The organism is Micromonospora sp. NBRC 107095 (genome assembly GCF_030269705.1).
GTDB classification, from domain to species: Bacteria; Actinomycetota; Actinomycetes; order Mycobacteriales; family Micromonosporaceae; genus Micromonospora; species Micromonospora parva.
In genome coordinates this window covers 116,528-140,278 of the sequence record NZ_BSTU01000005.1, presented here as the reverse complement: position 1 = coordinate 140,278, position 23,751 = coordinate 116,528, and the positions used below count along the sequence as shown (strand labels likewise).

Annotated in this window: 23 protein-coding genes; 16 read left to right on the top strand and 7 right to left on the bottom strand. The window is 72.0% G+C overall.

The features are described 5' to 3' along the window. Positions 1-21: 21 nt before the first annotated feature. Positions 22-228, bottom strand: coding sequence for a hypothetical protein (locus QSK15_RS23535; RefSeq protein ID WP_030327576.1), 207 nt, complete (start codon positions 226-228; stop codon positions 22-24). Positions 229-481: 253 nt separating this feature from the next. Between QSK15_RS23535 and QSK15_RS23530 the strand changes: the two genes are divergently transcribed. Then, entirely contained in the window at positions 482-1,309 is an 828-nt protein-coding gene (locus QSK15_RS23530) for a hypothetical protein (protein ID WP_285796316.1), read from the top strand. A gap of 34 nt (positions 1,310-1,343) precedes the next feature. On the opposite strand, the gene QSK15_RS23525 is transcribed toward QSK15_RS23530, so the two are convergent. From QSK15_RS23525 to QSK15_RS23515, 3 genes are all read right to left on the bottom strand, one after another. Continuing rightward, positions 1,344-2,501, bottom strand: a complete 1,158-nt coding sequence (locus tag QSK15_RS23525) for a low temperature requirement protein A (protein ID WP_285796315.1) — start codon at positions 2,499-2,501, stop codon at positions 1,344-1,346. 197 nt (positions 2,502-2,698) lie between these two features. Next, positions 2,699-3,655: a 5'-3' exonuclease gene (locus tag QSK15_RS23520; protein WP_285796314.1), complete on the bottom strand. Its 957-nt coding sequence runs from the start codon at positions 3,653-3,655 to the stop codon at positions 2,699-2,701. Positions 3,656-3,713: 58 nt separating this feature from the next. Further along, the gene (locus QSK15_RS23515) at positions 3,714-3,941 is read right to left on the bottom strand and encodes a hypothetical protein (protein ID WP_285796313.1); all 228 of its coding nucleotides are present in this window, start codon (positions 3,939-3,941) and stop codon (positions 3,714-3,716) included. 176 nt (positions 3,942-4,117) lie between these two features. Here QSK15_RS23515 and QSK15_RS23510 point away from each other — a divergent pair, with 176 nt between their 5' ends. After that, positions 4,118-5,005 (top strand): winged helix-turn-helix transcriptional regulator, encoded by an 888-nt coding sequence (locus tag QSK15_RS23510; protein WP_285796312.1) that lies wholly within the window; start codon positions 4,118-4,120, stop codon positions 5,003-5,005. 51 nt (positions 5,006-5,056) lie between these two features. On the opposite strand, the gene QSK15_RS23505 is transcribed toward QSK15_RS23510, so the two are convergent. Next, positions 5,057-6,424 carry a glycosyl hydrolase family 18 protein gene (locus tag QSK15_RS23505; RefSeq protein ID WP_285796311.1) on the bottom strand — a complete coding sequence of 456 codons (1,368 nt, stop codon included), beginning with the start codon at positions 6,422-6,424 and terminating at the stop codon, positions 5,057-5,059. A gap of 200 nt (positions 6,425-6,624) precedes the next feature. Between QSK15_RS23505 and QSK15_RS23500 the strand changes: the two genes are divergently transcribed. The 3 genes from QSK15_RS23500 to QSK15_RS23490 all read left to right on the top strand — a co-directional run bounded on the left by QSK15_RS23500 (position 6,625) and on the right by QSK15_RS23490 (position 9,489). Then, a complete protein-coding gene (locus QSK15_RS23500; protein ID WP_285796310.1) occupies positions 6,625-7,734 on the top strand; it encodes a M24 family metallopeptidase in 1,110 nt (369 codons plus the stop codon). After that, the gene (locus tag QSK15_RS23495) at positions 7,731-8,873 is read left to right on the top strand and encodes an acyl-CoA dehydrogenase family protein (RefSeq protein WP_285796309.1); all 1,143 of its coding nucleotides are present in this window, start codon (positions 7,731-7,733) and stop codon (positions 8,871-8,873) included. Before QSK15_RS23500 ends, QSK15_RS23495 begins: the two co-directional genes overlap by 4 nt. A 109-nt stretch (positions 8,874-8,982) precedes the next feature. Then, entirely contained in the window at positions 8,983-9,489 is a 507-nt protein-coding gene (locus tag QSK15_RS23490) for an Lrp/AsnC family transcriptional regulator (RefSeq protein WP_285796308.1), read from the top strand. Here the strand turns inward: QSK15_RS23490 and QSK15_RS23485 are convergent. Continuing rightward, positions 9,419-10,030 (bottom strand): histidine phosphatase family protein, encoded by a 612-nt coding sequence (locus tag QSK15_RS23485; RefSeq protein WP_285796307.1) that lies wholly within the window; start codon positions 10,028-10,030, stop codon positions 9,419-9,421. The two genes, QSK15_RS23490 and QSK15_RS23485, sit on opposite strands and share 71 nt — an antisense overlap. A gap of 157 nt (positions 10,031-10,187) precedes the next feature. Here QSK15_RS23485 and QSK15_RS23480 point away from each other — a divergent pair, with 157 nt between their 5' ends. The 4 genes from QSK15_RS23480 to QSK15_RS23465 all read left to right on the top strand — a co-directional run bounded on the left by QSK15_RS23480 (position 10,188) and on the right by QSK15_RS23465 (position 13,159). Beyond that, the gene (locus QSK15_RS23480; protein WP_088989634.1) at positions 10,188-10,382 is read left to right on the top strand and encodes a CsbD family protein; all 195 of its coding nucleotides are present in this window, start codon (positions 10,188-10,190) and stop codon (positions 10,380-10,382) included. Between the two features lie 139 nt (positions 10,383-10,521). Beyond that, on the top strand, positions 10,522-11,469 hold the full coding sequence (locus tag QSK15_RS23475; protein WP_285796306.1) for a polysaccharide deacetylase family protein: 948 nt from the start codon (positions 10,522-10,524) through the stop codon (positions 11,467-11,469). A 68-nt stretch (positions 11,470-11,537) separates the two neighbouring features. Then, the gene (locus QSK15_RS23470; RefSeq protein ID WP_285796305.1) at positions 11,538-12,101 is read left to right on the top strand and encodes an RNA polymerase sigma factor; all 564 of its coding nucleotides are present in this window, start codon (positions 11,538-11,540) and stop codon (positions 12,099-12,101) included. Continuing rightward, on the top strand, positions 12,101-13,159 hold the full coding sequence (locus QSK15_RS23465; protein ID WP_285796304.1) for a hypothetical protein: 1,059 nt from the start codon (positions 12,101-12,103) through the stop codon (positions 13,157-13,159). Before QSK15_RS23470 ends, QSK15_RS23465 begins: the two co-directional genes overlap by 1 nt. A gap of 53 nt (positions 13,160-13,212) precedes the next feature. Here QSK15_RS23465 and QSK15_RS23460 read toward each other — a convergent pair whose 3' ends face one another. Next, positions 13,213-14,604 (bottom strand): KamA family radical SAM protein, encoded by a 1,392-nt coding sequence (locus QSK15_RS23460; protein ID WP_285796303.1) that lies wholly within the window; start codon positions 14,602-14,604, stop codon positions 13,213-13,215. Positions 14,605-14,746: 142 nt separating this feature from the next. Between QSK15_RS23460 and kdd the strand changes: the two genes are divergently transcribed. From kdd to lnt, 7 genes are all read left to right on the top strand, one after another. Beyond that, positions 14,747-15,808 (top strand): L-erythro-3,5-diaminohexanoate dehydrogenase, encoded by a 1,062-nt coding sequence (gene kdd / locus QSK15_RS23455; protein WP_449894634.1) that lies wholly within the window; start codon positions 14,747-14,749, stop codon positions 15,806-15,808. A 4-nt stretch (positions 15,809-15,812) separates the two neighbouring features. Then, positions 15,813-17,378: an amidohydrolase gene (locus QSK15_RS23450; protein WP_285796302.1), complete on the top strand. Its 1,566-nt coding sequence runs from the start codon at positions 15,813-15,815 to the stop codon at positions 17,376-17,378. 34 nt (positions 17,379-17,412) lie between these two features. Further along, entirely contained in the window at positions 17,413-18,972 is a 1,560-nt protein-coding gene (gene kamD, locus QSK15_RS23445) for a lysine 5,6-aminomutase subunit alpha (RefSeq protein ID WP_285796301.1), read from the top strand. Further along, positions 18,969-19,718, top strand: a complete 750-nt coding sequence (gene kamE / locus QSK15_RS23440) for a lysine 5,6-aminomutase subunit beta (protein WP_030327600.1) — start codon at positions 18,969-18,971, stop codon at positions 19,716-19,718. Before kamD ends, kamE begins: the two co-directional genes overlap by 4 nt. Further along, positions 19,715-20,113: a 3-aminobutyryl-CoA ammonia lyase gene (gene kal, locus QSK15_RS23435; RefSeq protein WP_285796300.1), complete on the top strand. Its 399-nt coding sequence runs from the start codon at positions 19,715-19,717 to the stop codon at positions 20,111-20,113. The genes kamE and kal overlap by 4 nt, the downstream gene beginning before the upstream one ends. 47 nt (positions 20,114-20,160) lie before the next feature. Further along, positions 20,161-21,489 (top strand): glutamate mutase L, encoded by a 1,329-nt coding sequence (locus tag QSK15_RS23430; RefSeq protein WP_285796710.1) that lies wholly within the window; start codon positions 20,161-20,163, stop codon positions 21,487-21,489. Between the two features lie 558 nt (positions 21,490-22,047). After that, entirely contained in the window at positions 22,048-23,751 is a 1,704-nt protein-coding gene (gene lnt, locus QSK15_RS23425) for an apolipoprotein N-acyltransferase (RefSeq protein WP_285796709.1), read from the top strand.

Sequence of the window (23,751 nt, the reverse complement as noted above, 5' to 3'; positions counted from 1 at the left end):
ACGGGCTGACGGGCGTCTGTCCTACTTGGAAGGCTCGGGCAGCTTGCAGTCGACCTTCGGGTTGGCGCCGATGTAGTTCAGCGGCCCGGCCACGATCGTGACCAGGATGGTGCCGGCCTCGGCGCAGTTGGTGTCGTCGCCGCTGTAGTAGCCGCGCTGGCCAGCGGCGATGGCGCCGATCACCAACCAGATCACGACGATGACTCCGAGAATCGAGGTGCCGCGCATCGCTGCCTCCTGAGGTATGTGGTGGATCTGAGGTGCAGCGGTTGTACCCAATCGGGTCGCGCCGCTAACTGTTGCGTGCTAAGGCCCCTGCGGCGGATCCTCCGTCCGGCCGATGCCGTCCGCCGATGCGTACCGCCCGGGCATCCGCCGCCCGCACCGGAAGCGCCTGTCGGCTATCGGATCGACGACCGACCTCGCCGTGATCGGGCCGAGTGGACGTAGAACTGCCTCACGGCCCCGCCGAGGAGGACTCATGGACGCCCCGACACCGCCCCTGTACATCGACCGCCCCGAGGACGTCGCGGTCGCGGCACGCGCGCTCGCTGGCGGCGCGATCGTCGCGGCGGCGTTCGCCAACTTCTACGTCATCGTCACCCGTCCGGACGCGGCCACGGTGCGCCGGGTCAACCTGGCCAAGGGACGACCGGCCCACCAGGTCGGCAGCATCACCACAGCCATCGGCCGGATCCCGGGGATGTTCGACTGGACGCGGATTTCGCCCCGGCTGCCGGTCGGTCGGGTGCGCGCGCTGATGGACGCCCTCTACGGGGCCGGACCGTTCGGCTTCCGCGGGCCGGCCGCCGACCGGCTCCCCGACCACCTCACCCAGGTCGACCAGGGGATGCGGACCACCCAGGTGATCGCACCGGGGCTGACCTGCCCGTCCAACGCCCTCTTCGAGCGGGCGCTCGCCGAGACCGGAACCGATCACCTCTACATCACCTCGGCGAACCGGTCGCGGCATCTGACCGGCGCGACGGAGGAACCGGCGCACTGGAAGGCGGGCGCCCTGGCTGCCGACTTCGCCCACCTCGACGATCTGGTGGTGCTCGTGCACCGGGACGAGGCCGCCGCCCGTGCCGCGTACCCGGGTTACCTCACCACCTCGGTCACCCTGCTCTCGTTCCACGCACCGGAGGGTGACCTCGAAGAACCGCCGGTGCTCACGGTGGACCGGCACGGGTCGCTGCACCTGGACGACGTCCGCCGCGCCGCCGCGCCGCTGGGCCTGCAGGTGCGCCTGGCGGACACCGCCCGGCAACGGCTGCGGGTCCGGGGGTACGCCGGGGCGCTGGTGTGAGCCGTTGCCGGTGATGCCCGCGGCCCGGCCGGCTTCAGTGCGGCGGTGACGGGGCCTCCGGTGGCTTGCCGTGGCTGCGCCGGAAGTCGGCGTACGCCACGCCGACCAGCACCAGCAGCCCGCCGAGCGAGGCGAACACCGGCGGCAGGTACAGCAGGGCGGGCGCGATGGTCAGCAGCGCCAGCACCCCACCGGGTCGGGACCAGGACACCCGACTGAACACCTCGTACTCGAAGGAGGCCCGGCCGACCAGGAAGAGCGCCGGGCCGCCGAGGATCACCGCCAGCCAGGCCGGCGGGGTCCGCCCGGTCGGCTCGTGCAGCACCAGGTGGAAGCCGGATGCCGTGGTGACCACGCCGGAAATCATCAACAGATGGGTGTACGGCGCGCTGAACAGGAACCTGCTGGGGGAGCGGGCCGTCTGGATGGCGGTCGGCAGCAGTTCGCCGGACTTGTGCACGTAGATCCGCCAGAGCAGCAGCGTGGTCAGGAACGCCACGGCGAACGCGCCGATGTTCTCGGCCTCGTTGTGCTCCATGCTGAACATGGTGCCGATGGTCAGGATGGCGTCGCCGAGCGCGATGATGAAGAACTGCTGGTAGCGCTCGGAGAGATGTTCCGCGGTGACGTTGCGTTGCTGCTCCGGGACCACTCCCAGCCCCGGCACCGGGTACGCGAGCCGGAAGCCGAGGTAGTCGATGGCGAGCGCGGTGGCCCAGCACGCGATCCGGGCGTCCCCGCTGACGAACGCGCCGATGAGCCACGGGATCGCCGACACCGCGAACCACAGGAAGATGCGGGTCGCCCGCCGTTGGGTCTGTGGTTCGCGGCGTACCGCTGGCATCAGGAACAGGCCACGCCCCAGGTGGATCGCCACGTACGTGCCGGCGAAGACGATCCCTCGATCGTTGAACGCCTCCGGGATCGCCGTGGTCATCAGCAGCGCGCCGAACATCACGGCGCTGATCAGCAGCTTGATCTCGGTGCGTTCGGGGTTGTACATGTCGGTGACGAGCGTGGTGATCGCCCAGGTCCACCAGACGGCGGCCAGCATGATCAGTGCCTCGGCGGCGCGGTGCCAGTCGAGTTGGTCGACCATTCCCCGCGAGATGAGCGCGAGCGCGACCACGTACACCAGGTCGAAGAAGAGTTCGAGGAGCGTGACCCGGCGAGGGCCCTCCGGGTCGCGCACCGGTGGACCGCTGGCCCGTGGTGACCCGGGTTCCGGCGCGGGGAGGTGCACGGGATTCTCCTGCGGAACCGCTCGACTCGATGGACCTGTGGGCCCGCCTCAACGGACGGTAACGGGCGGGCGAGGGCACTGTCGCGCGTTCGCCCGCCCGTCCCCCGAGCGGGTCGGTCGACTCGGGCTCCCGGATGTCGGGGTGGTCAGCCCGGTTCGGGGGATGTCGCGGCAGTGGCCTGCCCGCGGGGGGCGGCGAGGGCGTCGACCAGGCGGCGGGCCGAGCCGGCCAGGTTCCATCGTTGGGCGAGTTCGAGCAGTCGGTCCGGGTCGGCCGGCGCGCTCGGCAGTGCGGTGGGCAGTTGCGGCAGTGGCACGTCCAGGGCGACCCGGACCACTGTCGGCGCGACGCCCAGGTAGTCGCGTGCCGCGACCAGCTTGGCGCGCAGGCCGGGCGCGAAGGACGAGTCGGAGTCGTCGAGCGCGGCCAGGATGCCGGCGATGCTGCCGTAGCGCTCGATCAGTCGGGCGGCGGTCTTCTCGCCGACGCCGGCCACTCCGGGCAGCCCGTCGCTCGGGTCGCCGCGCAGCGCGGCGAAGTCGGCGTACCGGTCGGCCGGTACGCCGTAGCGGGCCCGCACCGCGGCGTCGTCGCAGTCGTCGAGTTTGGCCACGCCGCGCCCGACGTAGAGCAGCCGGACCTCCCGGGCGTCGTCGACGAGTTGGAACAGGTCCCGGTCTCCGGAGACCACCTCGACCGGGCCGGGTTGGGTCACCGAGAGGGTGCCGAGCACGTCGTCGGCCTCGTAGCCGGTGGCGCCGACCGCGGTGATGCCCACCGCGGCGAGGACCTCCAGGATCGTCGGGACCTGCGGGGAGAGGGTGTCCGGAACGATCTCGCCGCCCTGCGGGGCGACCCGGTGCGCCTTGTACGACGGCAGCAGGTCGACGCGCCACGCCGGGCGCCAGTCGTGGTCCAGGGCGCAGACCATCCGGTCGGCGCCGCGCACCCGGATCAGGGTGGCGAGCATGTCGAGGAAGCCGCGTACCGCGTTGACCGGGGTGCCGTCCTCGGCCCTGGCGGCGGACTCCGGAATGCCGAAGTAGGCCCGGAAGTAGAGGCTGGCTGCGTCGATCAGCAGGATCGGGGGTCGGTGTGCCACGCCGGACAGCCTGGCACAACCCCCTGACGATCGGGGGTACGCCCGGCCGTCGGTGGGGTCAGCGTCGCTCGTCGGGCTGGTAGACGGTCTCGCGGCGGGCCAGGTGCTGCACGATGTAGCTGGTCACCAGCAGCAGGATCGCGACCACCACCTCGACCCAGGCGGCGACGCCGTCGGCGACGGTGAGGCCGATGACCAGCAGGACCAGGCCGACGAGGGCGAGGACGCCGGCCCAGAGTTGGCGGCGGCGGCGTGTCGCGGCCTGGCTCGCCTGGTTCGCTGCCATGTCGGTCCTCCCGATCGGGGAGTCCCTGCGGCTCCCCGCTTCCAGGCTAGGGCTCCCGGTGGCGTTCGATGAGGGAAACCGACGCGTGGGGGCGTGCCGGGCTCCCGGCCGTCGCCGCCCAGTCCGTTCCAATCCGGAACGAACTATAGTCGGGGCGGGACCAACGGAGGTGGGCGGTGCGGCGAGAGGATCTCGCCGATGCGGACTGCGGCATCGCGCAGGCGCTCGGCGTGCTGGGGGACTGGTGGACCTTCCTCATCGTTCGCGACGTCGCTGGCGGGACGACCCGCTTCGACGCGCTCCAACGGGAGTTGGGCGTCAGCCGGCGGGCGCTGACCGAACGCCTCGCCGCACTGGTCGAGCACGGTGTGCTGGAACGCAGACCGTATTCGCACCACCCGCCCCGCCACGACTACCTGCTCACCGCCCGGGGCGAGGGCCTGCTGCCGGTGCTGATCGCCATGCAGGACTGGGGGACGAGGTATCTCATGGGTGACGGTGACCTGACCGCGACCGCCGACGCCGGCTCGGCCGAGGCACGCCGGGCACATGATCTGGTCGGGCGGCGGCTGCCCGAGATCGTCCTGCCCGCCGCCGACGGGCAGTCGGTCGCGGTGGCCGCGACGGACGCGTGGAGCGTGCTCTACCTGTTCCCGGGGGCCTACGCGCCGGGGACGCACGGCTACCCGCTCGGCTGGGCGGAGATTCCCGGCGCCCGGGGGTGCACGCTGGAGTCGACCACCTACGCCAGGCGTCACCCGGACTTCCAGGCCGCCGGTGTCCGGGTGTACGGCGTCAGCACCCAGCGGCCCGACCAGCTCGCCGCCTTCGCCGCGTACGCCGAGCTGCCGTTTCCACTGCTGTCCGATGAGGATGGCCGGCTGGGGGCGGGGTTGCTGCTGCCCGTGTTCCGCGCGGGCGGGGTGAACCGGTTCAAGCGGCTGACGTTGCTGGTAGACCCGACGGCGGTGGTGCGAGCGGTGCAGTTCCCGGTCACCGACCCGGCCGGCTCGGTGCAGGAGATGCTGACAGTGGTCCGTGAGCTCGCCGGGGCCCCCGACTGACGCCGTGGCGTCGATCGGGAGCCCCGGGGGAGCAGCCTGGCGGGCGTGGCGTCAGGCCGGGAGCGTCCAGCGTTGGTTGGCGCCGGCGAAGCAGTCCCAGATCTGTAGCCGGGTGCCGTCGGCGGAGCTGTTGTCGGTGGCGTCGAGGCACTTGTTCGACTGCGGGTTGCGCAGCGTCCCGTTGGACTGCGCCTGCCAGACCTGCGCGCCGCTGCCGTTGCAGTCCCAGAGTTGGACCTTCGCGCCGTTGGCGGTGGAGCCGCTGGTGATGTCGGCGCACTTGCCGAGGGCGCGCAGCGTGCTGTCGCCGGCCACGGTCCAGGTCTGCGCGTTGGTGCCGTTGCAGCCCCAGAGCTGGATGGCGGTGCCGTTGGCGGTGCTCGCGGAGGCCACGTCGACGCACTTGCCGCCGATGCCGGTGATCCGGCCGGTGCGACCGGTCGGTGGCGGGGTGGTGCCGCCCATGATGGTGTCGTACATGGCGCTGAGCAGTGAGGTCGAGCCGCTGGTGTCCTGCGACAGTTCCCAGTTCATGACGCCGCCGGCGTTGGCGAGGGCCCACTGGGTCTTGCGCTTGACCGTGGGGATGCCGTTCCAGCACTGCTGGCTGCCGCCGATGGTGGCGCAGTCCCGGTTGGCGTTCGCCGGGTCCAGTCCGACCAGGTACGAGTAGTTGTAGTAGACGGGGCGGCTGTAGAACGGGATGCCGAGGACGGCCTTGCTGGCTGGCAGGCCGCGGGCCTTCCACAGGTTGATGCTGTTGATCGACCAGTCGTAGTTGGCGTGCGGGCTGCCGCCGTCGTACGCCATGATGTTGAGCCAGTCGACCAGGGGGAAGACGGCGGTCTGGACGCCGTCGACGGAGTAGCCCTCGGAGACCACGGCGGCGGTGAGCAGCTTGCCGCGGCTGCGCATCGCGCTGCTGAGCTGCGTCATGAGCGCGGTGTAGTTGTTCGCCGAGGCGCCCGGGTCCGGGTACTCCCAGTCCATGTCGACGCCGTCGAGGTTGTACTGGTTGACGAAGTTCACCAGGTTGTTGACGAAGGTGGTCCGGCTGGTGGCGTTGGCGGCGAGCGCCTCGAAGGCCGAGTCGTTGCCGTCGTTCCAGCCGCCGACGGCGATGGAGACCTTCACGTTGTTGGCGTGGGCCCGCGAGACGAGTGAGGAGAGCCGGCCGCCGTCCACCCCCTGCAGGCTGCCGTTGCTGTTGGGCAGGATGAAGGCGTAGTTGATGTGGGTCAGTTTGGTGTACTGGATGGTGTTGATGTCGCCGGCCCAGGAGGGCAGGTAGCCGACGCTCTTGAAGTTGTTCGGCAGCACCACGGCCTGCGCGGCGGTGGGGATGACGGTGAGGGTGGCGCCGGCCGTGGCCAGCGCGAGGAGGCCGGCGGCGAGGGCGCGGCGTAGTGGTGAGGACATCGGGGGCCTTCCCGTGGGCGGGGGACGACACCCGCCCGCGCGGGGTGTCGCGGGCGGGAGGTGCGGGACGCAGGTACGGGTGGGCCTCGAGGCAGCCAAATCTTAAAGAGTGTTAACTGTCCGAGTCAATCAACATCGATGGATTTCCGGTCGAGCGGTGCCGATAGGGAGTTTGCCCAAACGACCGTTAAGCTGACGGGGTGGGAATCGACGAGCTGTACCCGCCCGATCGGCTGATCGCCGCGCAGCGCGCCACGGCCGCCGCCGGTCTGGACGCCCTGCTGCTCACCCCCGGTTCCGACCTGAGGTACCTGACCGGGTACGACGCCCACGCGGGGGAGCGGCTGACCTGCCTGGTGCTGCCCGCCGAGGGCGAGCCGACCCTGATCGTGCCGAGGCTGGAACGCCCCGCGGCGGAGGCGGCCCCGAACACCGGGGTGCGCATCGTCGACCACGTCGACGGCAGCGACCCGTACCCCCTGGTCGTGGCCGCCCTCGACGGCCCGGTCGCGGCGGTCGGGCTCGCCGACCGGATGTGGGCCGAGCAGGTCCTCGCCCTGCGCGAGGCGCTGCCCGGCGCCGCGCAACGCCTCGCCGGGGAGGTGCTGCGCGAGCTGCGGATCCGCAAGTCCCCGGCGGAGGTCGCGGCGCTCGCCGAGGCCGGCGCGGCGATCGACGAGGTGCACCTGCGGATGGGCGAGTGGCTGCGCCCCGGCCGCACCGAGGCCGAGGTCGGCACCGACATCGCCGCGGCGATCCGCGCCGCCGGGCACGTCAGCGTCGACTTCGTCATCGTGGCGGCCGGCCCGAACGGCGCCAGCCCGCACCACGGCACCTCCGACCGGCCGATCGGCGTCGGCGAGCCGGTGGTGGTCGACATCGGCGGCACGATGCCGTCGGGCTACCGCTCGGACTGCACCCGCACCTACCTGGCGGGTGGGCCGGCGCCGGCCGACTTCCTGGACTACTACGCGGTGCTGCGCGACGCCCAGCGCGCCGCCGTCGAGGCGGTGCGGCCCGGAATCACCGGCGCGGCGGCCGACGCGGCGGCCCGGGAGCCGATCGCCGCCGCCGGCTACGGCCCCGCCTTCCTGCACCGCACCGGCCACGGCATCGGGCTCGACGGGCACGAGGAGCCGTACCTGGTGGCCGGCAACGACCGGGCGTTGGAGGCCGGCATGGCGTTCTCCATCGAACCGGGCATCTATCTGGCGGGCCGGCACGGCGCCCGCATCGAGGACATCGTCGTCTGCACAACGGACGGCGTGCAACGGCTCAACACCACCCCCACGGAGCTCATCGCGCTATGACTGTCGACCGGATCCTGCCCACCGACGAGGCCCACGACCTGCTGGGTCTCGCCACCGAGCTCGCCGACGGCGAGCTCGCGCCGAAGGCCGCGGCCTTCGAGGAACGCGCCGAGTTCCCCCGCGAGGTGCTGCGGACACTGGGCCGCGCCGGCCTGCTCGGCCTGCCGTACCCCGAGGAGTACGGCGGCGCGGCGCAGCCGTACGAGGTGTACCTGCAGGTGTTGGAGATCCTGGCCAGCCGCTGGCTCGCCGTCGCCGAGGCGGTCAGCGTGCACACCCTGTCCTGCTACCCGGTGGCCGCGTTCGGCAGCGACGAGCAGCGCAAGTTGCTGCCGGACATGATCGGCGGCGAGTTGCTGGGCGCGTACTGCCTTTCCGAGCCGCAGGGTGGCTCGGACGCGGCGTCGCTGAGCACCCGGGCCGAGCGTGACGGGGACGCGTACCTGGTCTCCGGCACCAAGGCGTGGATCACCCACGCCCGCGCGGCCGACTTCTACAACGTCTTCTGCCGCACGGGCGGGCCCGGCCCGAAGGGGATCTCCTGCCTGGTCGTCGACGCGGGCACGGCCGGCATCACCCCGCAGGCGGCGGAGCGGACGATGGGGTTGCGCGCCTCTCCGGTGGCGCAGATCGCCTTCGACGAGGCGCGGGTGCCGGCGGACCGGCTGATCGGCGGCGAGGGAATGGGCTTCACCATCGCGATGTCCGCGCTGGACTCCGGTCGGCTGGGCATCGCGGCGTGCGCGGTCGGGCTGGCCCAGGCCGCCCTGGACTACGCGGTCTCCTACGCCCGGGAGCGGCAGCAGTTCGGGCGCTCCATCATCGACTTCCAGGGGCTGGGGTTCCTCCTCGCCGACGCGGCCACCCAGATCTCCGCCGCCCGCGCGCTGACCCTGGCGGCGGCCCGGCTGCGCGACGCCGGTCGCCCGTACGCGATCGAGGCGGCCAAGGCGAAGCTCTTCGCCACCGACATGGCGATGCGGGTGACCACCGACGCGGTGCAGGTGCTCGGCGGCGCGGGGTACGTGGCCGACCACCCGGTGGAGCGGTACATGCGCGAGGCGAAGGTGTTGCAGATCGTGGAGGGCACCAACCAGATCCAGCGGATGGTGATCTCCCGGGCCCTCGCGAAGGGCTGACGGCGGCGCCCGGTGGCGCGGGTCGCGGTGGGCCCGTCACGGCCTGTCGCGGCCCGCCACCGGAGGTACCGCGTCGCCGTGCGGCGATTTTCCCGGTAGGTTGCACGCCGTGGAGGAGATCGACCGCGCTATCGTCGCCGCGCTGACCGCCGACGGCCGTCTGTCGTACACCGACCTGGCCGAGAAGGTGGGGCTGTCGGTGTCCGCGGTGCACCAGCGGGTCCGCCGGCTGGAGCAGCGCGGCGTGATCAAGGGGTACGCCGCCCGGGTGTCGTTCGAGGCGCTGGATCTGCCGCTGACCGCGTTCGTGGCGATCCGGCCGTTCGACCCGTCGCAGCCGGACGACGCGCCGGAGCGGCTGGCCCACCTGCCGGAGATCGACTCGTGCTACTCGGTGGCGGGGGAGGACTTCTACCTGCTGTTGGTGCGGGTGGCCAGCCCCACCGACCTGGAGCGGGTGCTGCAGGAGATTCGCACCTCGGCGAACGTCACCACCCGCACGACCGTGGTGTTGTCCACGCCGTACGAGAACCGGCCGCCGAAGATCAACGCTGCGGCACCGGGGCGGTCGCGGTCCCGGGTGCCGGAGGAGCCGGCTGGTTCCACCGCAGGATGACCTGCCGGCCGTGTTCGTGGCCGAGCGCGCTGACCGTGGCGGTGTCCAGGCGTAGCCGCCCACCGGTGGACGGGGGCATGCCGATCCAGCGGGCGCCGAGCACCCGCAGGCTGTGCGCGTGCCCGACCAGCGCGACGGTGCCCCGGTCGAGCAGCGGGGTGACGCGGGCCAGCACCCGGTCGAGGCGTTCGCCCACCTGCGCGGGGGACTCCCCGCCGGGGCAGCCGTCGGTCCAGATGTTCCAGTGCGGATCGTCGTCGTGGATGTCGACGGTGGTGCGGCCCTCGTACTCGCCGTAGTTCCATTCGCTGAGGTCCTCGTCGACGGTGTCGACGGTGAGCCCGGCCAGTTGTGCGGTGCGCAGCGCCCGGGAGCGGGGGCTGGCCAGCACGGTGACGAAGCGCCGACCGGCCAGGAACGCCGCGAGGGTGCGGGCCTGTCGCTCGCCGTCGGGGGTCAGCTCCAGGTCGGTGTACGAGGTGTGCCGGTGGCTGGCGCTCCAGGTGGTCTCGCCGTGCCGGATCAGCAGGAGCTCTCCCATGCGGCCAGTTAACCATCGCGGGCTTGCCCCGACAGCCGACCCCACCACAACCTATCTTCCTAGGACGCCTTAGCGGATGTGCCGACCGGCACCACCGGTTTCAGCACCGGGAGACCGGGCACACGAGCCAGGACAACCGCCAGACCGAGGAGGCGCGATGAGCTTCACCGAGAAGGCAAAGAACAAGGTTGAGCAGATGGCCGGCGCCGCGAGGGAGCGCGTCGGCGACATGACCGACAACGAGCGGATGCGTGGCGAGGGCGCCAGCCAGCAGAGCGACGCGCGCGCCAAGCAGGCCGGTCAGAACGTCAAGGACGCGGGTCGCAACGTGAAGGACTCGTTCACGAAGTGACCTGAGTGGTTCGCGGGTCCCCGGGCGCATCGCCGCCCGGGGACCCGTCGTGCTGCGGTCGCAGGCCGCGCGCCCACGAGCGCACCCGACCGCCCACAGGGGGCAGTGAGGTGCTTTCGCGTTTGCGATGATCTGCGACGTGATCCGAGCTGGGCTTCGCCCGTCAATTGGCGTACTGGTGGCGGCGGCCGTCCTCGGCGGTGCCGGGTGTGAGGCATCCCGGGTGCCGCCCGCGGACCAGCCGGTCTTCGTCGGCTCGTCCGCCTCGTCGAGCCCGTCCACACCGTCCGCCGCGCCGTCGGTCGGCGCCTCGTCGGAGGCAACATCCGCGGGTGCCGACCCGGCGGTCACGCCGTCCGGTGTCCCGTCGCCGCCGGCAGGCCCCTCGGTGCCGGGCGCGACGCCGATCGGGACCAGGGCGCCGGTGGTGGACCACGGGCCGCGGACCGGCAACAAGATCGCGCTCACCTTCGACGCGGACATGACCGACGCGATGTTGGCCAACCTGCGCGCCGGTCGGGTGAAGTCGTACGCCAACCTGCGCATCCTCGACCTGCTGGAGCGGGAGCAGGTGCCGGCGACGTTCTTCCTCACCGGTAAGTGGGTGCGGCGCTATCCGGACGTGACCCGGCGGATCGCCGGGAACCCGCGCTTCGAGGTGGCCAACCACACCTACGGGCACGCGGCGTTCACCGGGAACTGCTACGACCTTCCCTCGCTGCCGGTCGACGAGTTGGCCGGGGACGTGGCGAAGACCTTCGAGGTGATCGAGCCGTACGGGGGCCGGCAGACCCGGTACTTCCGCTTTCCGGGACTGTGCCACGACGCGGCGGCGTTGGACGCGCTGGCGCCGTTGGGTGTGACGGTGGTCGACGGGGACGTGGTCAGCGGTGATCCGTTCGCGACCGCGTGGAAGCCGTTGGTGCGCGCGGTGCTGGACCACGTCCGACCCGGGTCCGTGGTGATCATGCATGTGACCGAGGCGAACGCGGCGATGACCGACGAGGCGTTGCCGCACATCCTGGTCGGGTTGCGGAAGCGGGGGCTGGTGGCGGCGCCGCTGTCCGAGGTGCTGGCCGGCGGCTGAGCGCCGGTCGTGCCGCTCTGACCGGCGTGGCCTGTCACGGTAGGGGTCGCGCCGGACATGGAGTGGGTGTGAGCTCCGGGACAGAGCAGGACGAGGACCGATTCCGGCGGGTGTACGCCGAGGATTTCGAGTCGCTGTTGGCGTACGCGTTGCGGCGGGTCGCGCATCCGGAGGACGCGGCCGATGTGGTCGCGGAGACCTTCCTGGTGGCGTGGCGTCGCCGGCAGGACATTCCGGTTGCCGGTGCGGCCCGGCTGTGGCTGTACGGGGTGGCGCGGCGGGTGCTGGCCAATCATCACCGCGGAGGCGTGCGCCGGCAGCGCCTCGGTGAGCGGTTACGCCAGCAGATTGCCGCGTCGGTCGCTGATCCGGGCAGTGAGGTGCCGGAGCGTCTCGCCGTGCGGGCGGCCCTGTCCGGGCTGGCCGAGATGGACCGGGAGGTGCTGATGCTCACCGTGTGGGAGGGGTTGCAGCCGCATGAGGTGGCCGCGGTGCTGGGGGTGTCCGCCACGGTGGTCCGGACCCGGTTGTCGCGGGCGCGGTCGAGGTTGCGGGCGTTGGTCGGTGACGACCCGGGGCCGCCCGGACATGTACTCGACGTACTGACCGCATCCACCCGCAAGGAGGACTGATGAGCACGGAGGAGCGTGTCGACCGGCTGGTTCGGGATGCCGACCCGGGTGGCCTCGGTGTCGTCGGGGATCTCGCGGGGGTGAAGCAGACCCTGCTGGAGGAGATCATGTCCGAGTCGTCGGTCCGGCGTCGTGTCGGGATGCCGCGGCGGCGGTTGTGGGTGCGGCGTTTCGCGGGGGTGGTGACGGCGGCGGCCGTGCTCGTGAGCATCGTGCCGGCGTCGGTGGTGTTGCGCGGGCAGGCCGAGGGTGGTGGGGTCTCTCCGCTCGTCAGCGCGGATGCGGGGGTGGTCTTCTCGCCGTTGGTGATGGAGGCGGCGCAGCGGAGTCCGCGGTTGCTGATCGACCGGGCCGGGTGGACGGTGGCGGCCCTGTACGGGTTCGGTGAGGAGCAGGGCATGGTGCGCTTTCGCCGGGGTGGGCGGGAACTGGAGATGAACTGGTATCCGGCGTACGGGTACGCGGACCGGTTTGCCGATCAGCGTGAGACGGGGCCGGGAAGGTCGGTGCGGGTGGACGGTTGGCCGGCTGATGTGTTCCAGAGCTTCAGCGGTGATTTCACTGTGCTGTTGCGTCCCCGCGACGGCGTGGTCGTGGAGATGAAGACCTCGGGGAACTGGTCGCGTAAGGATCTGGACCGGGTTCTGGCGGACGTCGTTCGGGTGGACGCGCGGACGTGGTTGGCGGTGCTTCCGGCGGAGATGGTCGTGCCGGTGCGGGAGCGGGCGGCGCGGGTGCTCGCCGATGTGCCGTTGCCGCCGGGGTTCGATGTGGACGCGCTGGAGGAGATCGGGGTGGGTGACTCGTACCAGTTCGGGGTGGGGGTGACGTCCCGGGTGGGTTGTGGGTGGATTGCGGAGTGGCAGCGGGCGCGGGCGGGTGGGGACGAGGCCGGGGTGCGCCGGGCCGGCGAGGCGCTGCGGGGTAGTCACGGGTGGCGGGTTTTGCGGGAGATGGACGGGGCCGGTGACTGGCCGGAGGTGTTCTGGGAGTACGCCGACGAGGTGGCGGCGGGGACGTTGCGGTCCGGGTACGTCGAGGGTCTGGGTTGCCGGTGACGGGAACGGCGGCACCCCCGGGGAGATTTCCCGGGGGTGCCGCCGTTGGTGGGTCAGTCGTTGCGGTGGTCGTTCCACCACTGCTGGCCGCCCTCGGGGAGGGTGTCGATCGGGTCGTAGTAGGCGTAGCGCTTGTTGAGCGCCTCCAGGTCGGCCGATTCGATGGAGGTGCGGTAGTTCTTCGTCCAGTAGGAGATGCCGCGCTCGCGGTCGTAGTCGGTGAGCATGTGCACCCAGCGTTTGCCGACGAACGGGACGTCGCAGACGATCCGGGGGGTGGCGTAGCCGGGGAGGTAGCCCATGATGTCGTGCTGGAGTTGCTGGGCGTGCCAGACCGGGACCCGCCAGTGTTCGGCGTTGGGGATCATGTCGCACATGTAGAAGTAGTACGGCAGGATGCCGGCTTCGCCTTGCAGGGCGAAGCAGAGGTCGAGCAGTTCCGGGGTGGTGGCGTTGACGCCGCGCATGAGGACGCCCTGGTTGCGGACGTCGCGGACGCCGACGTCGAGGGCGGTCTGGGCGGCCTTGGCGACCAGTGGGGTGAGTGACTGGGCGTGGTTGACGTGGGTGTGGATGGCCAGGTTGACGCCGCGGCGGGCGGCGGTGCGGGCGACGCGCTCCAGGCCTTCGACGACGTCGGGTTGCAGCCAGTGTTGGGGGAGGCCCATGAGGGCTTTGGTGGCGAGCCGGATGTCGCGGACCGTCTCCAGTTCCAGCAGGCGCATGAGGTACGACTCGAGGTTGCGCCAGGGGACGTTGGCCACGTCGCCGCCGGAGACGACCACGTCGCGGACGCCGGGGTGGGCTTTGAGGTAGGCGATGTGGGCGTCGTAGCGGTCGACGGGCTTGAGGGTGAGTTTGAGTTTGTCGACGGCGGGGGTGGAGTTGCCGACGAGGTCCATCCGGGTGCAGTGCCCGCAGTACTGGGGGCAGGTGGAGAGCAGTTCGGCGAGGACCTTGGTGGGGTAGCGGTGGGTGAGGCCTTCGGCGACCCACATGTCGTGTTCGTGGAGGCTGTCGCGGCTGGCGTAGGGGTGTGAGGGCCAGTCGGTGCGTCGGTCGGAGGCGACCGGGATCATGTAGCGGCGGATGGGGTCGGCGAGCAGCGCCTCGGTGGTGGGGGTCGCGAACGGCACCATCGTGTTGATCATTTGTGGTGGCACCAGCATGGACATGGTGGCCAGGGCCTTCTGGTCGGCCTCGAGGTCGGCGTAGAAGGTCTCGTCGATCAGGTCGCCGAGGACGGTGCGGAGCTGCTTGATGTTCTTGACGCAGTTGACGCGCTGCCACTGGGCGGATTCCCACTGGTCGCGGGTGACGTGTCGCCAGCCGGGGAAGCGGGTCCAGTCCGGTTCGACCAGGGGGCGGCGGTGGTATTCGTAGGGCTGCCCGGCGGTCGGTTCGGCGACCGGGGCGTGACGGGGGTGCGGGATGGTGTGGGTCACGGCCCCTCCTCGGTGGTGCGGCTGATCAGCGAAGCCCGAAGGCTACTGGAAAATATTCGGTACAGAAACTAGTCTGCCGTAAGTTTTCCCGTTACGCGAGCCTTGACCGGGGCTTCGGGCGGCTGGACAGGGGGAGGTCGGCGTGACGTCACCGGTGGGACTGCACCGCGTCGTGCAACCGGCGGGGGTGCTGCCGCAGGCGGCCTGGCGGCTGGACACGTCGGCGGTGATCGCGCCGAACGAGGTGCGGATCCGGGTGCAGCGGCTCAACCTGGACGCGGCGAGTTTCCGGCAGTTGTCGGAGAAGCACGGCGGTGACGGTGACGCGGTCCGCGCCGAGGTGCTGGAGATCATTTCGACCCGGGGGAAGATGCAGAACCCGGTGACCGGGTCGGGTGGGATGTTGATCGGCACGGTCGAGGAGGCCGGTCGGCGCTCCCCGCTGGGGCTCAAGCCGGGCCAGCGGGTCGCGACCCTGGTGTCGCTGACGTTGACGCCGCTGGTGATCACTGACGGGTTGGCCCGGTGGGACGGGCGCAGCGAGCAGGTGCCGTGCGACGGGTGGGCGATCCTGTTCGCGCGGTCCATCGCCGCGGTGCTGCCCGACGACGAGGATCCGCAGTTGTCCCTGGCCGTGCTGGACGTGTGCGGGGCGCCCGCGCTGACCGCCCGGGTGGTGTCGCGCTACGTCGAGGACCGGCGGCGGGCCGGTGACCCGTCGCCGGTGCGGGTCGCGGTGATCGGTGGGGCAGGTAAGAGCGGGTCGCTGTCGCTGGCTGCGGCGCGGCGCGCGGGCGCCGCCCGTACCGTCGGGGTGGTGCCGGTGGCGGCGGAGCGCGACGCGCTGACGGCCGCCGGTCTGGCGTCGGTGGTGGCGTTGGCCGACGCCCGGGACCCGGTGGGGTTGTCCACGGCGGTGACCACCGCGTTGGGCGCCCCGGCGGACGTGACGGTGGTCTGCGTGGACGTGCCGGGGTGTGAGCACGGGGCGGTGTTGGCCACCGCGGACGGCGGCACGGTGATTTTCTTCTCGATGGCGACGAGCTTCTCCGCTGCGGCGTTGGGTGCGGAGGGGTTGGCGGCGGACGTGACGATGCTGGTCGGCAACGGGTATGTGCCGGGGCACGCGGAGTTGGCGTTGGGGTTGTTGCGGGCCGAGCCGGGGGTGCGTCAGCTGTTCGCGGCGCGGGTCGCGGCAGACTGAGGCCATGACGAACCCCTCGACGTTGTATCGCGGCGGCGTGCTGCACTGCCCCGCCGACCCGAGCGCGACCGCGCTGCTGGTGTCCGGTGGGCGGATCGCCTGGTTGGGTACCGATGGTGACGCGCCGTCGGCCGACCGGGTGGTGGACCTGGGTGGGGCGCTGGTGACGCCGGCGTTCGTGGACGCGCACGTGCACGCCACCGACACCGGGTTGGCGTTGTCCGGGCTGGAGTTGTCCGGGGTGCGCTCGGCGGGGCAGCTGCTCGACGCGGTGGCCGGGTTCGCGGCGGGTCTGCCGGCGGACGCGGTGGTGCTGGGGCACGGCTGGGACGAGTCGGGTTGGTCGGATCCGACGTTGCCGGACGCGGCGGCGTTGGACCGGGCGGCCGGTGGGCGGCGGGTGTACCTGTCGCAGGCGTCGATCCATTCGGCGTTGGTGTCCTCGGCGATGCTGGCGGCGTGTCCGCAGGCGGCGACCGAGGCCGGGTACGACGCGTCGGGGTGGTTGCGGCGTGACGCGCACCATGTGGTGCGGGCGGCCGCGCAGGGGTCGGTGAGTCGGGCGCAGCGGGTCGCGGCGCAGCGGGTGGCGTTGGCGCACGCGGCGTCGTTGGGCATCGCTGCGGTGCACGAGTGCGGTGGTCCGGAGATCTCCGACGAGGAGGACTTCACCGGTCTGCTGGGCATCTCCGGGGCGGGGTTGCCGGAGGTGTACGGGTACTGGGGTGAGCTGGGGGGCGCGGCGCGGGCCCGGGAGTTGGGTGCGGTGGGTGCCGGTGGGGACCTGTTCGCCGACGGGGCGTTGGGGTCGCGGACGGCGCACGTGTCGCAGCCGTACGGCGACGGTGACGGCTGCGGGCACGGGTACCTGACGGCCGAGCAGGTCCGCGATCACCTGCTGGACTGTGCGGCGCACGGCATGCAGGGCGGGTTCCACGCCATCGGTGACGCGGCGATCGGCACGGTCCTGGACGGGTTCGCGGCGGCGGCGCGGACGGTGGGGGTGGAGCGGTTGCGGGCGGCCCGGCACCGTATCGAGCACGCGGAGATCATGAACAAGCGGTTGATCGCGCGGTTCGTGGAGTACGGGGTGGTGGCGAGCATGCAGCCGGCGTTCGACCGGTTGTGGGGTGGCGCGGGTCGGATGTACGAGGCGCGGTTGGGGTTGGACCGGTCGTTGGAGTCGAACCCGATGGGTGCGATGCACTCGGTGGGGGTGGCGTTGGCGTTCGGGTCGGATTCGCCGGTGACGCCGCTGGACCCGTGGGGGTCGGTGCGGGCGGCGGCGGCGCACCACAACCCGGCGCAGCGGATGGGTGTGCGCTCGGCGTTCGCGGCGCACACCCGGGGTGGGTGGCGGGCGGTGCACCTGGACGTCGAGGGGGTTCTCGCGTTGGGTGCGCCGGCGACGTTCGCGGTGTGGTCGACACCGGCGGGGGTGCAGCGGGGTCTGCCGGTGTTGCTGGCCGAGGACCCGGAGCAGTGGGGTCCGGACGACCCGACGCCGCTGCCGGTGTGTCGGCGTCTGGTGCTGCGCGGTGAGGTCATCTACGAGGAAGGGTCGTCGTGAACGAGCGGATGAGCGGTGTGGCGGGGGCGGCGGCGTGACCGGCAAGCTTGATCTTGATCCGGTGTTGGTGGCGCGGGCGCGGGAGTTGGCGCGTCGGGCCGGGCAGCCGGTGGTGGACCTGGCCCGCAGCCACACCACGGTGTCGGTGGAGCGGGCGGTGCTGCGGTTGGCCGGGGTGAGTGGCGCCGACCCGGACGGCATCCCCTGGGTGAACCGGCTCGTCGACGCGGTCGCCGCGGACGTGGGGTTGGGTCACGGGGTGGCGTTGCCGGTGTTCGACGCGCTGGCCCGTGAGGGCGGCACCGATGTGACGTTGCTGGCGCAGAAGGCCGCCGCCGGGTCGGTGCGGTTCACCCAGCCGACCGGGCGGGCGGCGACGGCGGCCCGGTCGGCGGCGCGCAGGGCGGTCGGCGCGGGTATCCGGCGCATCGACCGGCGGCGCGCCGAACGGGACCGGCTCATCAAGCGGCACGGGGACCCGAAGCAGCGGCCGTGGATCTACCTGATCGTGGCGACCGGGGACATCTACGAGGACATTCCGCAGGCGCAGGCGGCGGCGCGGGCCGGCGCGGACGTGATCGCGGTGATCCGTTCGACAGGGCAGTCGTTGCTGGACTACGTGCCCGAGGGCGCGACCCGGGAGGGTTTCGCCGGCACGTACGCCACGCAGGAGAACTTCCGGCTGATGCGCGCGGCGTTGGACTCCTCGTCGAAGGAGTTGGGCCGCTACGTGCGGTTGACCAACTACGCGTCGGGGTTGTGCATGCCGGAGATGGCGACCCTGGCCGGGTTGGAACGCCTCGACATGATGTTGAACGATTCGATGTACGGGATTCTGTTCCGCGACATCAACCCGGTGCGGACGTTCGTCGACCAGCGGTTCTCCCGGCAGGTGCACGCCCGCGCCGGGATCATCATCAACACCGGTGAGGACAACTACCTGACCACCGCCGACGCTGTCGACGAGGCGCACACGGTGACGGTGTCGCAGTTGCTCAACGAGTTCTTCGCGCACGAGGCGGGGTTGGCGGACTGGCAGTTGGGCCTGGGCCACGCGTTCGAGATCAACCCGGAGGTGCCGGAGTCGTTCCGGCTGGAGTTGGCGCATGCCCTGCTGGCTCGGGAGTTGTTCCCGCACGCGCCGCTGAAGTGGATGCCGCCGACGAAACACATGACCGGTGACGTGTTCCGGGGCAACCTGCTCGACGGGTTCTTCAACCTGGCCGGTACGCTGACCGGTCAGGGGATCCTGCTGGTGGGGATGATGACCGAGGCGGTGGTGACGCCGTGGTTGTCGGATCGGGACATCGCCCTGCAGAACGTGCGGTACGTCCTCGGCGCGGCCGGCGGGTTGCACGAGGACTTCGTGCCGGCGCCGGGCGGGTTCATCCGCCGCCGCGCCAACCAGGTCCTCGGTGAGGCGCTGGACCTGTTGGAACGCATCGGGGAGCAGACGTTGCTGACGGCGATCGCCGAGGGCACGTTCGGGATCATGAAGCGGCCCGCGGACCGGGGTAAGGGCCTCGACGGGGTCGCCGCGCACGAGGCCGACTACTGCAACCCGGCCACCGACATCCTGGAGGCGGCGGCGTGAGTAAGCAGATCGTGCGCCCGTACGGGGACACCACCGGTGACGGGATGGTGCAGGTGTCGTTCACCCTGCCGGTGGCCCACGACAAGCGGGCCGAGGGCGCGGCGGTGCAGTTGGCCAACAAGATGGGCATCGACCCGGCGATGGTGGTGCACGCCAAACCGATGGGCGACGGGTTCACGTTCTTCGTCGTCTACGGGCGGGTGAACCACCTCGTCGACCTGGACGCCGTGCAGGTGGTGGAGCGGGATTTCGCGTTGCTGTCGGCGAAGGACGTCAACACGGTGATCAAGCAGCGGTTGCGGCGCAAGCTGTCGGTGGTCGGGGCGTGCATCGGCACCGACGCGCACACGGTGGGCATCGACGCGATCCTCAACGTCAAGGGCATCGCGGGGGAGAAGGGCCTGGAGTACTACCGGGAGTTGAAGGTCACCAACATGGGCGCGCAGGTCAGCGTGCCGGAGTTGGTGGAGACCGCCCGGGCGGAGAAGGCCGACGCGGTGCTGGTGTCGCAGGTGGTCACCCAACGCGACGCGCATCTGCACAACACCCGGGAGATGTCGGCGGCGTTCCGGGAGGCGATGCCGGCGGGGCGGCGGCCGCTGCTGATCGTCGGTGGTCCCCGCTTCGACGAGACGATGACCGACGAGTTGGGCGTGGACCGGATCTTCGGTCGGGGCACCACCCCCGGCGAGGTGGCCAGCTACCTGGTGCACGCCCTGATCACGCAACGGAAGGCGATGGCATGACCGACGCACGGCTCGGGTTGACGGTGACGCACCGGCGGTATGTGCCGTACTCGCACGCCCACTACGGCGGGAACCTGGTCGACGGGGCGTACGCGCTCGGGTTGTTCGGTGACGTCGCCACCGAGGTGTGCATCCGCACCGACGGTGACGAGGGGCTGTTCGCCGGGTACGCCGACGTGCGCTTCCACGCGCCCATCCACGCCGGGGACGTGGTGCAGGTGACCGCGCAGGTGTCGCGGGTGGGCACCCGCAGCCGCACCCTGGAGTTGAGCTGCGCGGTGGTGTGCCGGGGTCGCCCGGACCGTTCCGCGTCCGCCGCGGAGGTCCTCGACCCGCCGATCGTGGCGGTCACCGCGACCGGCACCGTGGTCGTCCCCGTGAGTCGCGAGGAGTGAGCCGGGGTTACGAGCCCCGCAGTCGCGGACCGGGAGAGCCGACGACCCTGGCGGTCTGCGCCGACGTCGGTTCCACGTACACGAAGGCGGCGGTGGTGGACCTGGCCGCCGGTGTCCTCGCCGGTGCGGCGTCGGCGCCGACCACTGTCGACACCGACGTGCTGCACGGCCTGGACGCCGCGGTCGCGGCGGCCACCGCCGGGCTGCGGGTGGGTGACGTGCCGTGGTACGTGTGCTCGTCGGCCGGGGGTGGGTTGCGGCTGGCCGTGATCGGCTATGAGCCGTTGGTCACCGCGCAGGCCGGGCGGCGGGTGGGGTTGTCCGCGGGCGCGCACGTGGTGCACGTCGCGGCGGGTCGGCTCGGTGCGGCCGACCTGACGGCGTTGCGGGCGGCCCGACCCGATGTGGTACTGCTCGTCGGTGGCACCGACGGCGGTGACGCCGACACGATCACCCACAACGCGACCCGGCTGGCCCGGGCCCGGTGGCGCCGGCCAGTGGTGTACGCGGGCAACTCCGACGTGCGCGAACAGCTGACCGGGTTGCTGGGCGACGCCGGGGTGCCGGTCACCGCCGCCGACAACGTGCTGCCGCGCATCGGGGTGCTCGCCCCGGCGTCGGCGCGGGCGGCGATCCGCGCGGTGTTCCTGCGTCACGTCATCGGTGGTAAACGACTGTCCAGGGGCACCCGGTTCGCGCGGCTGGTGCGGGCGGCCACCCCCGACGCGGTGCTCACCGGTGTGGAGGTGCTCGCCGACACCCTCGGCGGTGATCTCGTCGTGGTCGACGTGGGTGGTGCCACCACCGACGTGTACTCGGTCCTCACGCCCGACGAGCGGGCCACCGGGCCGGGCCGGGAGGTCGCCGGCAGTCTGTGGCGGGCCCGCACCGTGGAGGGCGATCTGGGGATGAGGTGGAGCGCACCCGGGGTGGTGCGCGCCGCCGTCGAGGAGCGGCTGCTCGCCGGGGACGAGTCCGACGACCTGGCGGCCGCCGCGGCGCGTCGGGCGGGCGACCCGGCGTTGCTGGCCGTCGACGACATCGAGCGGGCCGTGGACCGGCGCATCGCCACCCTCGCCGCGACGGTGGCGATGCGCCGGCACGCCCGGGGCGCGGCCACCGGTGAGCGGGCCGGGCGGGATCTGCGCGACGTGCGGCTGCTGGTGGGCTCCGGTGGGGTGTTGCGGCACGCCCCGGCGGACATGTCCGGGCAGGTGCTGTCGGCGGTCCTGGCCGATCACGCCGGCGGGTGGGCGCTGCCGCGCGCCGCCGCGGCGGTCGTCGACGCGGACTACGTGCTGGCCGCCGGAGGGCTGCTCGCCGAGGAACACCCGGCGGCCGCAGCGGCGCTGCTGCGTCACCATCTGCGTACGTAGTGAGACTCGCCGACCGACACGCCGTGTCGCAACACACGACAGGCCGGGTGCGGGTTGACAACCGACGGGGGTCGGCACGTACCGTCTTTGAGTCCTACCACGGGAAGCGGCTGTTGTTCGCTTCGTCCCTTCGTCCGCTGGCCGAGCGACATGTTTCAGCGTCATCGTCGCGGCGGCCAGGTCCAGCGGGCGGGGGTCGGCGGGGCGGCGCGAACCGGCCGCGGTTACCGGTGTACGGGCAGGGTGAGGTGCACGGCCAGTAGACAACGGCCCGGCGGGGGCAGCCAGTCCACGTCCGGTCGGTCCGAAGGTCGTCGTGCCCCATCCTCGCCACACCGGCCGGGAAGGGCCTGGGAGCATCGGGGCGCGGCGTCAGCCGCGCCCCGATTTCATATCCCCGCCCCACCTCCGGCGATCTTGCGGTTTCGATCGTCGACGTGGGTGGAATGCCCCTTGTGTCGGCACCGAACGCGCACGATCGGCGAGCGGGGGGCCCGGCCAGCGGGACCATCAGGCGGGTAGCCTTCGCCGGGTGATCGAGGTGAAGCTGCGGTGACGATGCTGGACCAGGATGAAACCCGCACCCCCCGGGTGACCGGCGCGCCGGTCGTCGCGGGCCGGCCGCTGCCGCTGCGGGTCGCTGTGCCCCTGGCGATCGCCGCCGGGCTGGCCCTGCTGGTGGCGTTCCCCCCGTACGGGGTGTGGCCGCTCGCGCCCGTCGGGGTGGCGTTGCTGGCCGCCGCCGCGCACCGGCGGCGGTTGCGCGCCGGCGCCGGCCTGGGCTTCCTGACCGGTGTGGCGTTGTTCGCCCCGCTGCTGGCCTGGACGAACCTGCACACCGGCTACCTGCCGTGGGTGCTGCTGTCGCTGCTGCAGGCCGGCTACCTGGCGCTGCTGGGCGCCGCTACGGCCTGGGTGTCGCCGCTGGCCGACCGGGGCCGCTGGGCGTGGCCGGCGCTGACCGGGCTGCTCTGGGTGGGCCAGGAGGCGCTGCGCGACCGCACCCCGTTCGGCGGGTTCCCCTGGGGGCGACTCGCGTTCAGCCAGGACGAGTCGCCGCTGCTGCGCCTGGCCGCGCTCGGCGGCGCGCCAGTGGTCACCTTCGCCGTCGCCCTCGTCGGCGGCCTGCTGGTCACCGCCGGCTGGCGCACCGCCAGCACCCTGCGCCGCAGCGCCCCCAACGGCACCGTCCCGAGCAGCGACCCGGCCGACACCGACGGCCCCGCCGACACCAACCCCACCACCACCGCGGCGTCCGGCCACGTTTCGGCGCGACGGTGGACGCCGGTTGTCGTACCGGCGGTCGTGGCCGTCGCGCTGACCGCCGGTGCCCTGCTCGTGCCGGTCGCCTCCACCGGGTCCGGCGCCACCGTCACCGTGGCGATCGTGCAGGGCAACGTGCCGCGGCTGGGCCTGGACTTCAACGCCCAACGGCAGGCGGTGCTCAACAACCACGTCGACGCCACCATCGAGTTGGCCGGGCGGGTCGCCGCCGGGCAGCAGCCGCGCCCCGACGTGGTGGTGTGGCCAGAGAACTCCAGCGACATCGACCCGCTGCGCAACCCCACCGCCGGTGCCCGGATCTCCCAGGCCGCCGACACCATCGGCGCGCCGATCCTGGTCGGCGCGGTGCTGCTGGGTCCCGACGCCGGGCAGGTCCGCAACGCCGGCATCCTGTGGCGCCCCGGCACCGGCGCCGACCTGGAGCAGCTGTACACCAAACGCCACCCGGTGCCGTTCGCCGAGTACGTGCCGCTGCGCGACGTGGCCCGGATGGTCAGCAAGCAGGTCGACCTGATCCGCAACGACTTCGTACCCGGAAGCACCCCGGGCGTGGTACGCGCCGGCCCCGCCGTCCTCGGTGACGTGATCTGCTTCGAGGTCGCCTACGACGAGGTGGTCCGTGACACCGTCACCGGCGGCGCGCAACTGCTGGTGGTGCAGACCAACAACGCCACGTTCAACGTGGCGGAGGCCCGTCAGCAACTGGCCATGGTGCGGTTGCGGGCGGTGGAGCACGGCCGACCGGCGTTGATGGCCTCCACGGTCGGCGTGTCCGGGTTCGTCGCACCCGACGGGCGGGTAAGCGATGCCACCGGGTTCAACACCCGGGAGGTCGTGGTGCGACAGGTGCGCCTCGACGACGGACGCACCCTCGCCACCCGCCTCGGTTGGTGGCCGGAGGTGACGCTCGCCGCGCTGGCCGCGGCGACCCTGGTCGGCGCGGCGGTGCTGCGCCGACGGCGGGTCATGCCCGGATAG

Coding starts and splice junctions, on each gene's coding strand:
- QSK15_RS23535 (WP_030327576.1), bottom strand. CDS start 228: ATGCGCGGCACCTCGATTCTCGGAGTCATCGTCGTGATCTGGTTGGTG.
- QSK15_RS23530 (WP_285796316.1), top strand. CDS start 482: ATGGACGCCCCGACACCGCCCCTGTACATCGACCGCCCCGAGGACGTC.
- QSK15_RS23515 (WP_285796313.1), bottom strand. CDS start 3,941: ATGGCAGCGAACCAGGCGAGCCAGGCCGCGACACGCCGCCGCCGCCAA.
- QSK15_RS23505 (WP_285796311.1), bottom strand. CDS start 6,424: ATGTCCTCACCACTACGCCGCGCCCTCGCCGCCGGCCTCCTCGCGCTG.
- QSK15_RS23495 (WP_285796309.1), top strand. CDS start 7,731: ATGACTGTCGACCGGATCCTGCCCACCGACGAGGCCCACGACCTGCTG.
- QSK15_RS23485 (WP_285796307.1), bottom strand. CDS start 10,030: ATGGGAGAGCTCCTGCTGATCCGGCACGGCGAGACCACCTGGAGCGCC.
- QSK15_RS23480 (WP_088989634.1), top strand. CDS start 10,188: ATGAGCTTCACCGAGAAGGCAAAGAACAAGGTTGAGCAGATGGCCGGC.
- QSK15_RS23465 (WP_285796304.1), top strand. CDS start 12,101: ATGAGCACGGAGGAGCGTGTCGACCGGCTGGTTCGGGATGCCGACCCG.
- QSK15_RS23450 (WP_285796302.1), top strand. CDS start 15,813: ATGACGAACCCCTCGACGTTGTATCGCGGCGGCGTGCTGCACTGCCCC.
- kal (WP_285796300.1), top strand. CDS start 19,715: ATGACCGACGCACGGCTCGGGTTGACGGTGACGCACCGGCGGTATGTG.
- lnt (WP_285796709.1), top strand. CDS start 22,048: ATGCTGGACCAGGATGAAACCCGCACCCCCCGGGTGACCGGCGCGCCG.